A 14,405-nucleotide genomic window follows, 5' to 3' on the forward strand; every position below is an offset into this window, starting at 1 on the left:
CCCCGCAGCAAAATTCAACGCCCCCGCCGCCGTAGTGTAGTCCGCTGCTGTCCCTGCTGAACTTGCCGAACCGTCAACAGTAGCGTAATTAATCGATGCAGCAGCCGTGCCACCGGTGCGAGTAACGTTAATCGTAGCCACGCCACCTTCAGCCACCGTGTAATTTGGTTGGGCGAACTGGAAGATACTTGGAGCTGTCGGCGTCGGCGTCACATCAAGGCCTTGATATTGAATCCTCCGCACTAGGTAGTCGGAACTATCGGTTTTGGTGGAGGTAGCGAGGTAGGCAGCGGTGGGGCTATCGTAGGCTTTGGCGGAGAACCGCAGTTCGTCAAAAGCAACGCTAGTGGAATTTGCTTGTATCTGGAATGTGAAATTGCCATCGGCACGATCGGCAATGAAAGTCACTCCATCTGAAGACACACCGATCGGTTTTGGAGTGGCAGGAGCGTTGACGCGAGTGATCGTAAAATTGCTGGCCGATACCTCCGCCCCATTATTAAAGAGTTTCAGCAAAGCAACTTCATTGCCTTGATCGTTCACTGTAGAACTTGATTTGGGAAGTAATCCACTCAGGCCGATCGTGGCGCTAGTGATATTTTTATTATCTGCCCATTTCACCTTCAGCACCTGAGATTTAGTGGTGTTGGGGGTGTTGGGGTCATAGTGGATTTCCGCCCGAACTTTAGTGGCGTCGGTGAACCAACCAAGATAATCAGATGCGACACCAATACCAGCGACAGCGCCGTAGCTCAACCAGCTTTTAGGGTTTTCGTTCGTTGCTAACGTGAGGTTGGCGATGGGTTCAGGGTTAGTGTAGTTCGTTTCCACGCCATCAAAAGCTATCCCAGACAGTTGGATGCCTTGAGCCTTGGCGGCAGTAGGCCATTGTGTAATTAGGTCACTGATGCTGCTGTAATTAGTGGTTGTACCCAAAGAACCCGTGATTGAAGTAGCCATAGCTTCTGTGTTAATGATGAGTAATTAAGGATTAGAAGTGACTGAAAAGCAGAGGTTGGGCTTTCTTGTAGCGATCTGTCACTGCAAGAAAAATTTCCTCATACGTGCAGGTAAATCAATTAAAAATGCTTGCCCAATAAGCATTTGAAGGTATTATTGCCCCTGATAAAATGTTGAGTGTAAATAATTACACCTACTTAGACCTATTTACATAGAGATGTTTAACTTTCATCCTCAATGAGTTTTATCCGGAAAAATTGCGATCTTTTTTTCAGCCCTATAAAAAGCGGGTTTTCCACATCTGTAGAGGAGAGCTTAAATCCCAGATTCCGGCCCCCCAAGAGGCAGCTTTCACTGATTCAGCGGGCAAAAGTGAATCAGGAAAGACAATTTTGAGTAAAAATACTTAGAATTTTATATGTCTAAGCATCACCCAGTTGGGAATTTCTGAAAATTGAGGTTCTGGCGTAAGTTAAATCTGATTCCATTAAAAATGCGATGGCAAAAAAAAATTATTGCCGATCCGTAATATGATTGACGATCGCTAAAAGATGTCAAATGGGTTCTATACTACTGCCAGAGTGACAAAATAGGGTTAATCTGACTAAAACAGGAATTATGCACTTACCCTCCTCTGATTTGTCAGCGGCAACTCTACAATAAACTCAGTTCCTTCGCCCACCTGACTGACGCAACTGATCTTGCCACCGTGAGCTTGAACAATTACCTGATAGCACACTGAAAGTCCCAAACCCGTGCCTTTCCCGACAGGTTTAGTAGTAAAAAACGGGTCAAAAATCTTGTCTAGAATTTCTGCAGGAATGCCAGTTCCCGTGTCGCGGACAGAGATTGTTACCCAGTCCGGCTCGCTTTGCCAAGTGCGGATGGTTAATTCCCCCGGTTTGTTCGTTGACTGAAGCGCATCTAAAGCATTGTCAATCAAATTATAAAATACTTGATTGATTTGACTGGCATGACATTGGACGGGCGGCAAACTGCCGTATTGCTTGTCTATTTTGATATGGGTTTTTAGCTTATTTTGCAGCATCAAGAAACTGCTTTCTAAACCTTCATTCAAATCTACTGGTTTTAATTCAGCGTGGTCTAAACGAGAAAAATTTCGCAGCGTCATCACGATCGAGCGAATTCTCCCGCTTCCTTCCCGCATTGAATTGAGCAGTTTACCAAAGTCTTCTCGAATGTAATCGAGTTCTAGTTCTTCATTGATTTTGACAATTGCCTCCGCTGCTTCCGGGCAGGCATTCCCGGCCAGTTCTAGAGCTTCGTTCAAGGCTTTAAAATATTCTTGAGCATGAAACAAGTTAGCGTGGATGAAATTGTTGGCGTTGTTAATTTCGTGAGCAATTCCCGCTACCATTTGCCCCAAACCTGACATTTTTTCGCTTTGAATCAATTGCTGTTGCGCCGATCGCAATTCTTCTAACGCAGCCTGCAATTGCTGGGTTTGAGCTTGAGATTTTACCGCAGCATCTTGGACTTGGCTGTAAAGTTCTGCTTGCTGAATGGCGATCGCCATTTGGTTGGCTATCTGGGATAGCAACTCCATTTCTTGTCGCTCCCAATTGCGGGTATCCCGGCACTCGTGAGCAATAAGCAAACCCCACAGCCTACCGGGAAATTTAGGATTATAGTTTCCGGCTGTTTCGGGGGAACTTTCTTCAGTTCTCGATGTAACAATCGGCACGATCAGATTAGCTTTTACCTGCAAACGGTCTAAGAAATCAACGTGACAAGGCTCTAAACCAGCATTAAAAATATCATTAATGGCTTTGACTCGTCCTTGCTGGTAAAGATCGGCGTAATCTCCCCGGAAACACTTATCCGCCCCCATGTCTCCTAAAATTGAAGGCCAAGGGATGACCATATCTTCAACAACAACTTTTCCTTGCCAGTTGTCTTGAAACTGATAGATGATTACTCGATCGCACTGCAACATTTGGCGGACTTCCCTCACCGCTGTTTGTAGGATAGTTTCCAGATCTAGGGTACTGCGAATTTGGTTGCCGATCAGCCGCAGTAGCGATTCTCGTTCGGCTTGGCGCCTGGTTTTGCTATAGAGTTTGGCTTGATTGATCGCGATCGCCAATTGCGATGCTACGCCTTCTAAAAGCTGCCGTTCCCAATCAGTCCATTCCCGTTCGCGATCGCACTGATGCAAGCCAATTATGCCATTCACTTGGCCTTGGTAGCGAGTAGCTACTGCCACCATTGACTTAATCTCCAAAGCTTCGGCAATTTTTCGGGTTTGTGGGTTTAATCCCGGAAAATCGAGAAACTTCGTCACTGCTAGCGACTCTTGCTGAGACACGACGGCAGCCAAATGCGGGTTGTCAGTCATCGGTACTTTCATACCAAGTTGAATCGGATAGTCCCCCGCGTTGTACTCTCCGCGCGTGACTAAAGTTTTTTCTGTATTTGATTCTTTGACTAAAATGCTCACGCGACTGCACTCTAACGCTTGCCCCAGCAATCGGCAGGCAGATGTCAAAATTTCTTCTATGTCAAGTGTGCTGCGAATTTCGTTATTAATTTGGTTCAGCAAGTTCGATAACTGAACTTGCTGCTGCATCTGCACGATTATGGCTTTTTGTTGGTCTACTTCCGGCAGCGAAAGACTTTCTTCCTGCCTCCAATTTTCAGATTCAGGCAACCGCGAAGTTACTCTCTGCCAGGGGTTTTCGTGTTCTTGTATTTTTAAAGACATATTTACTCAAGAGTTCTACAGTATTTTGATTGAGTCGGGTTTTTTACACCTATGCTTACCCCGCCAACAGCCCCATCGCAGCTACCAGGACTTCTGGAATATCTTAAGACATTATAAAGGATGCAGCCTGAGCAAAGCAATTTTTTGCTTTACAAATATTTATATTTAGCAAGTAAGCGCTCTGAGGCCCACAATACTAACTAGCGCCAGCCATTGAACTTGGTTAGATGTCAAATAGAGTTAGCTTCCCGCTTAACCGAAGAAAATTCATTTAAAATCTATCTTTAGTTCAATGTTTGCGCGCGCTCGATCAACATGGAAAACTCAATTCCCGACAATTTTCGTTCGCCACCAAGAACCGACAACCTTATATCTGGATTAATAGGTAAAGACCAGATTAAAATAGCTTTGGCTATCGGCAATTCCCGGCTGCACTGGGGATTATTTGTGGGCAAAACCCTGGAGAAAACATGGGATACAGAGCATCTCAATGCTGATACTGTTTCCCGGCTCTCCGAGCAGGAAAAGGCCAAATATTTGGTGCAAACAGTAACGAGGTCGATCGAGGAAGTATCTTCTCAAAATCTCCTTTCTCTTCCTGCTACTCCCGCTTTTTCTAGTCCTCACACACTTTCTTTAGTGCCGCTGCCTCTAATTGTGGCCTCAGTAGTTACCCAACAAACAGCAATTTGGCAGAGTTATCCTAATGTCCGAATTATTACTTTAGACCAGTTGCCGATCGGGGGACTCTATCCTACCCTGGGAATTGACAGAGCTTTGGCTGTACTGGGGGCTGGCAACCAATTCGGTTGGCCAGTTTTACTTATAGATGCTGGTACAGCTTTAACATTTACTGGGGCTGATGTCAATAGGTATTTATTTGGCGGCGCCATCTTACCAGGTTTGGGTTTGCAGTTATCGTCGCTAAGTAAAAAAACCGCTGCATTACCTTTAATTAGTTTACCAGAAAATCTGCCGCACCGCTGGGCGAAAGACACTGCTGGGGCAATTCAAAGCGGAGTTGTGTATGCGGCGGTGGCAGGAGTTAGGGATTTTATTGAAGATTGGCGGTGTTTGTTTCCTGATAGCAAAATAGCGGTCACGGGGGGCGATCGCACTATGCTTTTAAAATACCTTACCGCAGCCTTTCCTGATACAGCTTCCGCAGTAATTGACGCACCCGAAGCCATTTTTTGGGGAATAACTCATGAGTTATGAATCATAAGTTATGAGTCATTGTTAAGGGGGATTGGTAATGGCGAATTCTTCTTTTCTCTTCCCTCTTTCTTCCTTACCAATTCCCAATTCACTTAGCAAATTCCCGAATATACTTAGCAACAACATCCGGGACTTCCTGCGGCAAATTGCTTTCCCCCGGACTGACCAATTGCAGTTCGGCATTAGGAGCCAGAGCAGCATAGGATTGACACAGAGACGAAGCGGCGGCGGTATCTTCAGAACCCTGCAACAGCAAAACAGGCGCTTTCAGCAAAGGCAAATTCTCATCAACTAACTCCGCTGTAATTTCAGCCCGCCGCCGCCGGAACAGCAACTGCACGGCAACTCTGGACTGAATCAACTGCTGTCTGAACTTTAGCAATCCGTCAATCTTTTTTTGACTACCCAGCAACTTAGCAATTGGATAGATCGATCGCAGCCACCAAAAACCGAGGGGTGGTTGGCCGATCAGCCAGCTAGCCGTCTGCCACCGCCCCCGGCGGTTGCCAACCTTGAGGCCTTCTGGGGCCAACAAAACCAAACCCTGAACTCGATCGGGATATTTGATAGCATAGCTGGTGGCCACCCAACCACCCAGAGAGTGAGCGATTAAATAAACCTCTCGCAGCTTCAAAGTATCGAGGTATTGAGCCAGACATTCTACTTCCAGGTCGATCGAATAATGAAGATTCGGGCGTTCCGAGTCGCCAAACCCGAGCAAATCCGGTGCGAAGCAGTGGTAGTAGGGGCTCAAATGTTCGATCGTCTTCAGCCATTGACTGCTGTCGTGCCAAGAACCGTGCAAAAATACTAAATTAGGGCCTTGACCGACTTCGTGCCAAAAGATTTGCCCTACAGAGAGTTTGACCCGAGAATTGCGTAGCAGTGAGTACATCCGGTTAAATATTTAGTAATAAAAAGATGATTAATTTAATGTTCAGAGATTGTGAATAAAAGTAGGAAAACATTAAAAATTAATTCCACAGTCATCACAGACCATTTTTGACGGCGAGGTAATTTCCGACTTTTCTCAAATTTCGATGCCCCGCCGATTTACGCCAAAGTTGTCAGGCCTTGAAAATAGTCCTGTAAGTGCTGGTCGTTATCGTGGCTGAGCGCGCCCTCCGGCAGCGATGTGGGCAAAAAAGCCTCTACCTCGCTGACTTCAAGCGTATCCTGAACTTGCATCTTTCCCTCTACCTCTGCTGCCACCACGATACAAATCGAGTGCAGGCGAGGGTCTCTATCGGCAGCAGAATAAACACCCACCAAGCGACGGATTTTGACTAAATCGAGTCCTGTTTCCTCCGCTAATTCCCGGCGCACTGTCGTCGGAATATCCTCTCCCCAATCCACCATACCTCCCGGCAGTGCCCAGCGACCGTTGTCGCGGCGGCGAATTAACACAATTCGCCCGTCAGGCAATACGGGAATCACCGCAGTACCAGTGACGGGATGTCGAAAAATCAGCCCCAGCACAGTTTGTAAAATTTGCCACAATCGACGCATAAACTCAAAAGCTTGTTTAGGAGATAGTAATTTCAGGCCTCCTAGCTTGCAGCTCCGGAGTCTTAATTTTTAATTTTTCATTCACGCTAGAGGTCTGGCAAGTCTGCTAAGATATCCGCCGCGTGAGTTTCTGGTTTGACTTTCCGATAAACCTTTTCAATCCTACCATCTGGGTCGATCGCGAAAGTCGATCGAGTAATTCCCATAAATTCTTTTCCCATAAATTTTTTGAGTCCGTAACAGCCGTAGGCGGTAGCAACTTCGGCGTTTGAGTCGCACAGCAAGGGAAAAGGCAGTTGATATTTAGCTGTAAACTTGGCGTGGGACCCGGCCCCGTCTGTGCTGACACCCAGGACTGAAATATTGCGCGACTCGTACTCTAGGTAAATATCGCGAAAGCCGCAAGCTTCTTTAGTACAGCCTGGGGTATTGTCCCGAGGATAAAAGTAAAGTACAACTCGCCGCCCTCGAAAATCTCCAAGGCTGACGACATTGCCTTGCGCGTCGGGCAGGCTGAAGACAGGAGCTATGTCACCGGGATAAATAGTCATTTGTTCCATTTTGTCAATAGTTTATAGAAATATTCGACAAGAGCGAAAACCTTGCCTCCCATCGGCCCTGCATTCCCAGCGACTTGAATCCGGGTGTTCTTTTTTCTGGGTATTGTACCGTGTGTGCTATGATCGTCATCGGTCTAAAATTGAGTATAACTAGCCAACGTAAAAACTTAACTGGATTAGTTGAGTGCGTAGTCACACCTAACGGTGTTGCGGTTTAGGAAAGCTAAATTTGAAGAAAACCTAACTACATAAAGAGAACTGATCGAGTACGGTAGGGCATACCGGAATTTACGCTTGGGGAGAAGACACCTATATTTTGGCGGGAGCAATCCTCTCGCCAGTAAGTGACTTCGCTGAACCAAGAATCTCAGTCACCAAGAGTGCACGGAGTGTCAACCTTAAGAATCCCCGGGCGTGAAAGCCCGGGGACTGTCAATGTTTATTAGTGAGGTCAGAATGGCTAAGCGCCGCAATCTCAAGAAAGAGAAGGCACAACGAAATCAAGCATACGCTCGCAAGTTTCGCAAGCGGAGAAATCAAGATATGTTCTCCAACAAGAGAAGACGATTTGACGGCGGCAACGGCGGTGGCATGGGCGCCATGAGCGGCGGCGGCAGAGACAAAGACATGGCTGCTGCTGAAGATTAATTGCTGAGGCTATCTGCCGAACTTAGAACCAGAGTGGAAAACACGATCGTTCTTTCGTAGAGATAGCCAGCCGGAATTTGTCCAATAATTCAACGATGTTTAGGCGAGTCGATCGCGCGCAGCGATAAGTGATTTTCTCACTTGTTCAAACCCGGTACCCCCGTAACTATTGCGAGCCGCCACCACTTGCTGAGGTGCGATCGCGCTGTAAATGTCTGTCTCAAAGGCTGGGTGCAAGTCTTTCCACTCCTCAAGTGTCAAATCTTTGAGGAGTTTGCCCCCCGAAAGGCAAGTTTTGACGACTTTGCCGACAAGGTTGTAAGCTTCCCGGAAGGGAACGCCTTTGGCGGCCAAGTAGTCGGCTACGTCTGTAGCGTTAGAAAAGTCTTCCGTAACAGCAGCAGCGAGGCGATCGCCGTTAAACGCGATTCCTTCCCGCAGCAAAATGGTCATTGCTTCCAAGCAACCCTGTACCGTTCTTACGGTATCAAACAAAGCCTCTTTATCTTCTTGTAAATCTTTGTTGTAGGCCAAAGGAAGTCCCTTCACTACTACCAACAAGGCTTGCAAGTTACCGAACACCCGCCCCGCTTTGCCCCGCACCAACTCCGGCACGTCGGGATTTTTTTTCTGGGGCATGATGCTAGAACCCGTAGCGCAGCTATCTTTGAGCGTAATAAATCCAAATTCGTGAGAAGACCACAAAATCATTTCTTCTGACAAGCGGCTCAGGTGTACCATAATCAAGCTGGCTGCGGCGAGAAATTCAATCGCAAAATCTCGATCGCTCACTCCATCTAAGCTATTAGCATAAACCTTGTCAAACTGCAATAGTTCGGCAGTATAATGTCGGTCGATCGGGAAAGTCGTTCCCGCTAGCGCGCCGCAACCCAAAGGCGAAACATTCACCCGCTTGCAGATATCGCCGAGACGTTCCCAATCGCGATCGGTCATTTCAAAATAAGCTAACAGATAATGAGCCAAACTGATCGGCTGAGCGCGCTGCAAATGAGTGTAACCGGGAATTAAAGTTTCCACGTTACGATCGGCAAGATCGAGCAAAACCCCTTGAAATTCCCGCAATTGCTCGCGAATTTCTGCGATGCGATCGCGCAAATACAAGCGAGTATCAGTGCCGGCTTGATCGTTGCGCGATCGGGCCGTGTGCAACTTTTTCCCCGCATCCCCCACGATCTCCGTCAGTCGCTTCTCTACAGCGAAGTGAACGTCTTCTGCATCAACTCCGGGAACAAAAAGTCCTTGGCGGTATTCGTGGCGGATCTGTTCCAAACCATTGACTAACTGTTCGCCTTCTGCTGCGGAAATAATCCCGGTTTTTGCCAGCATTTTAGCGTGAGCGACAGAACCAGTCAAGTCATACTCAATCAATTCAATATCGAAGCCAATACTAGCATTGAATCGGGCGATCGCCGGGTGCAGCGCCGATTCAAATCTTTGACTCCAAGTTTTTTGTTGTGTTGTCATTGCTCAAGCTAAAACTAGATTGTATCTCTCTTGCAGAAGTCTATAAAAACCGATTTGTAGCAAAGACTTTAGTCTTTCATCCGGTTTGTAGCCAGCACTTTAGTCCTCCCTTCCCAATTCGGTAATAAAAAACTCAACTCCTGACTACAAACTTTTTATACATCTTTTGACCACAAAAAACTGAAGTCTTGACTACAAAATTGTGAAACTTTTGCTGCATCATAAAGAAGTGAAGTTTGGGCTACAAACCTTTTAAATCTGTTACCGATACCTTCTTCGACAAGAACTCTAACGAAAAATCCCTTTAAAGAACCAGCCAACAAAAATACCTATAATAAAAGCTCCTATTTGACCAGTCGAAACAAAATTGCTCCAAGCTTTCTGGACATTGGTAAAAAGTTCGTAACTTTGAGCCAAAACCACCGTGGAACTCAAATGAGATTTCAAAACTAACACGTGAGCGACATCGTTCCAATTCATCGAAGTGGTTAATCCCGCAGTAATTTCCGGCATTAAATTAACTATCATGGTGATTTTCTCCTGCTAAAGGTGTTACCCTCAGTACAACCAGTGTCATGTCATCTTCGTTACGATTGCCGATGCCGATAAACTGGTGTACCCGATCGAACAAATAATCCAAAATTTCTTCAGACTGCTGGTAATTTTGACAGGCCCACTGAAAAGCCGAGGTCAAGTTATCCTCATCAAAGCGATCGCCCCTTTGATTAGCAGCATCGGTAAATCCGTCTGTGTAGTAAATAATAGTATCTCCTGGCTGCAATTGCACTTGAGCTTCTTGGTAATGAGAATCAGCATCCAGGCCAATTAACATTCCCTCCAAAGTATCGAGCTGAAGAATCGTATTAGTTGCAGCTTGCCACAGCAAAGGCGGGTGGTGAGCAGCATTGCTGTAAGACAAAACGCGAGTTTTCGGGTCATACTCCGAATAAAACAGAGTCACAAAACGGTGGGAATTTTCCAAATCCGCGTGCATAACCCGGTTTAAATGTTGCAAAATTCTCGACGGCGAGTGGCGGTTCAAAACCTCCGCCCGCAGCATACCCCGTGTCATCGTCATCAACAGGCCGGCCGGTACTCCTTTGCCCATCACGTCGCCGATCACAATGCTCCAGCGGCCTTTGTCGATTTTGGACTTGAGATTTTTAATTAGGGATGGGGGGTGTTCCCCCTCATTTTCTTTGCCGATCGGGTCATAGTCAGCGGGAATAAAATCATAATAATCTCCGCCGACTCTGCTAGCAGTTTGGCAGCGGGCGGCCACGTCAACACCGGGAATTTTCGGACAACTGCGGGGCTGCAGGCGCAATTGAATTTCCGCCCCGATTTCTAACTCTCTGTCTAAGCGGTCTTTTTCCGCCAACTTAACAGTAAGTTCGTCTTTGCAAATAGCCACGGCGGTTTGATCCGCGACCAACCGAACTAATTTCTGTCTGCTGGGAGTCCAGAGATATTGCGGATCGCTGCTAAAAACATAAAGGCGTCCGCGTTCCAAATTGTTGACTAAAATTGGCGCCCCAAACAAATGAACATCCGGGCCCAAATAACGACCGACTTGCAGGTCTAGACTAGAAGTTTGCCCAGAGGTTTCCGAAAACGATCCAGCAGTAGCGCCCGCACCTGCTGTAGCTTGCCTGGTGGCTATTTCCAGCGCTTTTCGCATATCTTGGCACTGCCGTCCTTCCTGACAGTGCAACTGCTGGAACCTGACTTGACCGTTGGGTTTGAACAGCACTAAAGCTCCCCCGTCGGCGTCGGTAACGCGAGTCGCCACCAAAGGCACCAACTCCAAAAATTGGTTGAGATTGTTAAAACTTCGCAGGGCAAATCCCAGCGAACCCAACATATCTTGAACGTTGTGCTGATATCGGTGCAAACGCGCCACCAGTTCTTTGAGGGCAAATACTGGCGTCGCGTCGGTGGAATTGCGACCCGAAGGGCGGTCAGCAGGTTGAGGTGAGGGGCGAGGCAAAGGCACAGCAGTCATTTTAAATTTGTGATTTTCGATCTTAGACGGAGGAGGAATGATTGAGGACTTAGGGGCCACTTGAACAGAAACCCGTTTTTTTTAGAACAAGTAGTTTGGTTTGAGCAAGTAGGTTCGGTACTCGGACATTCATATCAACTTAACTCTGAAATTCTTAAGCAATCTCGTTTATAGCTAAATCTAGAGCCCTCTAAATCCACGCCGCTTGCTTTACTGGGGGGGCCCCAAGACCGCAGCGGCTTCCCTTAAGAAGGGGGACTTTAACGATTTACTGTCGCCCTTCTTAAGGGGAGGGCCAGGGGGCTCGAGAAGACTGTGGAATCAAACAGCAGACTGATACTAAATTTGAGCTTAATTTGACACACTACTGGCGCTTTGAACCCAAACGAGCAAGAACAGGAGAAGGTATTGTTTCTAAGTATTTAGTTTTCACTCGCCACCCGTGGCGATCGGCGCAAGTCCTGCGATGGTAGTTTGAGGTTAAGGATTTGAGATTTTGAACCTCTGTATCCGCCTCCAAAAATCGGGACGACCACAGATATCTGATCAATCTAAAATCTAAAATCTAAAATCTAAAATCGAGTAGGGCTTCCACAAATTCGTAACTAGAAAACGGGCGCAAGTCTTCGATGCTTTCCCCAACTCCAATAAAGCGGATTGGCAGACCAAGCTGCTGCACTACAGCTAGGGCAACACCACCTTTAGCAGAACCGTCTAGTTTTGTCAATACTACTCCGCTTAATTTTGCCGATTCTGCGAACACTTCTGCCTGTCGCAAACCATTTTGACCCAGTGTGGCATCCAAGACCAGTAGAGATTCTACGGTAGCGCCTGGGGCTTTCTTATCTACAATGCGACGGATTTTACTTAATTCGTCCATCAGATTTTTTTTGTTTTGCAGGCGGCCTGCGGTGTCTACGATCAGCAGTTCTGTGCCTCGGGCGCCCGCTGCGGCGATCGCATCAAACACGACAGCAGCCGGATCGGTATTTTTCCCTGGGTTGGCAATAATTTCGACCCCGCTGCGGGAACCCCAAACTTTTACCTGTTCGACGGCGGCGGCGCGGAAAGTGTCGGCGGCGGCAATTAGGGTTTTGTAGCCGGATTTTTGGGCAATATGGGCAAGTTTGCCGATCGTCGTAGTTTTGCCCGCACCGTTGACTCCTACGATTAACCAGATGTTAAAAGTGTCTTTTTCCGGCGCAAATGTCAGGCTGTAGGCGGGATTGCCGGCGGCGGTTTCGGCACAGGGAGCGTCGAGAATGTCGCGCAGGATGGTTTTCAGGTAGGCTAAAGCTTGTTCTGGGGGCAGCACTTCTTGTTTGAGTCTTTCTTGGAGGCGACTGATAATGATGTCGGTGGCTGCGACTCCGACATCAGCTTGCAGTAGCAAAGTCTCAATTTCGGCTACCGCGTCTTGATTGAGCGGGCCTTGACCGACTATCGCCTTTAGTCGATTAATTAAGCTGCGACGAGTTCTTTCTAAGCCTTTCCGCAGTTTTTGCAGCCAAGTGATTTCTTCGACGGATACTTGTTCTGGCCGGCGGCCTTGACTGGCTAAGATTTCTGAGGACCACAGGAAGCCTTCGTCAAAGGCGAAACCGGGAATTTCTTCGATAATTGCCGCTCTCTCGGCTGCGGCTGCAATTACTTCTGGTTCTTCAATTGCGGTTTCTTTGAGGCGTTCGATGCGCTCCATGCGATCGGCCTGAGCTCTGGCCCAAAACGGCAGGGCTTCGGCTGCTTCGCCCTCGGATGCGAGTGATTCGGTTTCTACAACCTCAGTTGCAGGTTCGGCAATTTCTATATTTTCTGCTGTAACTTCTAATTGTTGAGCAATAGGTGCAATGTCGATCGCCGCGGGTGTGGGTTGCAGAGTTTCTGCAATTTCTGCTGGCTTGGCTGCATCGAGTTCCATCGCCTCGGTTGCTTCAAGTGCCGCAGGTTCTGCAACTTCTGTAACTTCTGCAACAGTTGGTGCTGTGGGTGCTGGTTCAAGTTCGATCGCCTCGGTTGCTTCAATAGTCGCCGGTTCTGCAACTTCTGCAACTGTCGCGATTTCTGCTTCGGCTGCTGGAACATCGGGCGCTGCTGTCTCAGAAACTTCTGTTTCTGGTTTTTGCTGTTTTTGAATATTTTTGTAAGCAGCTTTTGCCCAATTGAGATAATCTTCGGCTACAGCAGGAGAACCTTGCTCTGCTGCATCTGTTTGAGGCTCAACTGGTGGGGATTTTGCCGACTCATCTTGCGGCTTTTCGGGGGTTGCCTCTGTTTCTGAAGATTTGCTTTCGCTGTACTGGCGACGAAACCAATTAAATACCATAGGAAATTGGGAATATAGTTATTAGTCCTTAGTTTAGAGCGGATTGCGAATTGCGGATTGCGGATTGCTAATGACTCTGGGTAAGGTTCGCGCCCCGGCGTACACCCTCCGGGTAAGATGCCCACCAAGCACCCGGAGGACTACTGACTAAGGACTAGGGACTAACAACTTCTGCATTGATTTTATCGACTACTCGGCGGAGGACTCCGTTGATGAAGCGATGTCCGTCGTCGCCGCTGTAGCGTTTTGCGAGTTGGACGGCTTCGTTGACGCTGACTTGTTCGGGTAAGCCGAGATATAGGATTTCCGCGATCGCGATTCTCATGATATCTCGATCGATCCGGGCCAACCGTTCTATTTGCCAGTCTACAAGGGCTTCCGAGAGCAATTCATCAATTTGAACACGGTTGGCGCTGACTTTCGTCAGGATTTGCAAAGCGTAGGTGCGGACATCTTGCTGGTTGGCTAGCTGGATCAGTTCAGGAAACTCCATTGCTGAACCGAGACGGTTGATGGCGGTTTGGGTGAGTTCGACTGCTTCCCGCACCATTGCTCTAGCACTTTGTATATCGGCTGCGCGGATTTCGCTACCAAGCAGTTTGTCGCTACTCCGCTGCACTTCGGATGCTGCGGCTTCTAGGGCTTCTTGAACTTCTGTTGTCAGGGTGCGGATGGCGGCGAGGAGAACATCTTGCAGTTTCTTGGCTTCTAAGAGTTCTGGATTCGCCGGCAGTTGGCTGATGCCGAGGAGTGCGAGTTCGCGTGCTGTTTCGCGGGCTTTTTTCATAGTTTTTAGATAGGAATTGGGACTTTAGGAATTTTGGAATTTTTGAGATTGCTAGGCGCTGGTTTAGAGCATAGACTTGGACTTTAGCAGAAAAACTCGCAAAAAACCCGCCCTGAGTCACGATTGTTTCTGGGTAGGTTTTGGACAGATATTATCTGTTATTCGGAAAGTAAAGTTTAGAGTTT

12 protein-coding genes are annotated in these 14,405 nt (G+C 47.5%); 2 read left to right on the forward strand and 10 right to left on the reverse strand.

The features are described from left to right. A partial coding sequence (locus tag QUB33_RS10640) for a Calx-beta domain-containing protein (protein WP_333350156.1) occupies window positions 1-960 on the reverse strand: 960 nt, incomplete at its 3' end. 616 nt (window positions 961-1,576) lie between these two features. Further along, the gene (locus QUB33_RS10645) at window positions 1,577-3,685 is read right to left on the reverse strand and encodes a GAF domain-containing protein (RefSeq protein ID WP_333350158.1); all 2,109 of its coding nucleotides are present in this window, start codon (window positions 3,683-3,685) and stop codon (window positions 1,577-1,579) included. A 315-nt stretch (window positions 3,686-4,000) separates the two neighbouring features. Between QUB33_RS10645 and QUB33_RS10650 the strand changes: the two genes are divergently transcribed. Next, the gene (locus QUB33_RS10650) at window positions 4,001-4,903 is read left to right on the forward strand and encodes a pantothenate kinase (RefSeq protein WP_333350160.1); all 903 of its coding nucleotides are present in this window, start codon (window positions 4,001-4,003) and stop codon (window positions 4,901-4,903) included. Window positions 4,904-4,991: 88 nt separating this feature from the next. On the opposite strand, the gene QUB33_RS10655 is transcribed toward QUB33_RS10650, so the two are convergent. From QUB33_RS10655 to bcp, 3 genes are all read right to left on the reverse strand, one after another. Continuing rightward, window positions 4,992-5,798: an alpha/beta hydrolase gene (locus tag QUB33_RS10655; protein WP_333350162.1), complete on the reverse strand. Its 807-nt coding sequence runs from the start codon at window positions 5,796-5,798 to the stop codon at window positions 4,992-4,994. Window positions 5,799-5,956: 158 nt separating this feature from the next. Next, window positions 5,957-6,412 (reverse strand): NUDIX hydrolase, encoded by a 456-nt coding sequence (locus tag QUB33_RS10660; RefSeq protein ID WP_333350164.1) that lies wholly within the window; start codon window positions 6,410-6,412, stop codon window positions 5,957-5,959. Between the two features lie 86 nt (window positions 6,413-6,498). Continuing rightward, window positions 6,499-6,963, reverse strand: a complete 465-nt coding sequence (bcp, locus tag QUB33_RS10665; RefSeq protein WP_333350261.1) for a thioredoxin-dependent thiol peroxidase — start codon at window positions 6,961-6,963, stop codon at window positions 6,499-6,501. A gap of 465 nt (window positions 6,964-7,428) precedes the next feature. On the opposite strand from bcp, the gene QUB33_RS10670 reads away from it, so the two are divergent. Continuing rightward, window positions 7,429-7,620, forward strand: coding sequence for a hypothetical protein (locus tag QUB33_RS10670; RefSeq protein WP_190738786.1), 192 nt, complete (start codon window positions 7,429-7,431; stop codon window positions 7,618-7,620). A gap of 99 nt (window positions 7,621-7,719) precedes the next feature. On the opposite strand, the gene argH is transcribed toward QUB33_RS10670, so the two are convergent. The 5 genes from argH to nusB all read right to left on the reverse strand — a co-directional run bounded on the left by argH (window position 7,720) and on the right by nusB (window position 14,220). Then, window positions 7,720-9,105, reverse strand: coding sequence for an argininosuccinate lyase (argH, locus tag QUB33_RS10675; protein ID WP_333350166.1), 1,386 nt, complete (start codon window positions 9,103-9,105; stop codon window positions 7,720-7,722). Between the two features lie 288 nt (window positions 9,106-9,393). Next, window positions 9,394-9,633, reverse strand: coding sequence for a hypothetical protein (locus QUB33_RS10680; protein ID WP_333350169.1), 240 nt, complete (start codon window positions 9,631-9,633; stop codon window positions 9,394-9,396). Continuing rightward, the gene (locus tag QUB33_RS10685; protein ID WP_333350171.1) at window positions 9,623-11,110 is read right to left on the reverse strand and encodes a PP2C family protein-serine/threonine phosphatase; all 1,488 of its coding nucleotides are present in this window, start codon (window positions 11,108-11,110) and stop codon (window positions 9,623-9,625) included. Before QUB33_RS10685 ends, QUB33_RS10680 begins: the two co-directional genes overlap by 11 nt. 565 nt (window positions 11,111-11,675) lie before the next feature. After that, the gene (gene ftsY, locus QUB33_RS10690) at window positions 11,676-13,433 is read right to left on the reverse strand and encodes a signal recognition particle-docking protein FtsY (protein WP_333350173.1); all 1,758 of its coding nucleotides are present in this window, start codon (window positions 13,431-13,433) and stop codon (window positions 11,676-11,678) included. A gap of 154 nt (window positions 13,434-13,587) precedes the next feature. Further along, window positions 13,588-14,220: a transcription antitermination factor NusB gene (gene nusB, locus QUB33_RS10695; RefSeq protein WP_333350175.1), complete on the reverse strand. Its 633-nt coding sequence runs from the start codon at window positions 14,218-14,220 to the stop codon at window positions 13,588-13,590. Window positions 14,221-14,405 lie beyond the last annotated feature (185 nt).

This window comes from Microcoleus sp. B3-A4 (assembly GCF_036705385.1).
Taxonomy (GTDB): domain Bacteria; phylum Cyanobacteriota; class Cyanobacteriia; order Cyanobacteriales; family Microcoleaceae; genus Microcoleus.

Coding starts and splice junctions, on each gene's coding strand:
- QUB33_RS10660 (WP_333350164.1), bottom strand. CDS start 6,412: ATGCGTCGATTGTGGCAAATTTTACAAACTGTGCTGGGGCTGATTTTT.
- QUB33_RS10650 (WP_333350160.1), top strand. CDS start 4,001: ATGGAAAACTCAATTCCCGACAATTTTCGTTCGCCACCAAGAACCGAC.
- QUB33_RS10670 (WP_190738786.1), top strand. CDS start 7,429: ATGGCTAAGCGCCGCAATCTCAAGAAAGAGAAGGCACAACGAAATCAA.
- QUB33_RS10680 (WP_333350169.1), bottom strand. CDS start 9,633: ATGATAGTTAATTTAATGCCGGAAATTACTGCGGGATTAACCACTTCG.
- QUB33_RS10645 (WP_333350158.1), bottom strand. CDS start 3,685: ATGTCTTTAAAAATACAAGAACACGAAAACCCCTGGCAGAGAGTAACT.
- argH (WP_333350166.1), bottom strand. CDS start 9,105: ATGACAACACAACAAAAAACTTGGAGTCAAAGATTTGAATCGGCGCTG.
- QUB33_RS10655 (WP_333350162.1), bottom strand. CDS start 5,798: ATGTACTCACTGCTACGCAATTCTCGGGTCAAACTCTCTGTAGGGCAA.
- QUB33_RS10685 (WP_333350171.1), bottom strand. CDS start 11,110: ATGACTGCTGTGCCTTTGCCTCGCCCCTCACCTCAACCTGCTGACCGC.
- bcp (WP_333350261.1), bottom strand. CDS start 6,963: ATGACTATTTATCCCGGTGACATAGCTCCTGTCTTCAGCCTGCCCGAC.
- nusB (WP_333350175.1), bottom strand. CDS start 14,220: ATGAAAAAAGCCCGCGAAACAGCACGCGAACTCGCACTCCTCGGCATC.
- ftsY (WP_333350173.1), bottom strand. CDS start 13,433: ATGGTATTTAATTGGTTTCGTCGCCAGTACAGCGAAAGCAAATCTTCA.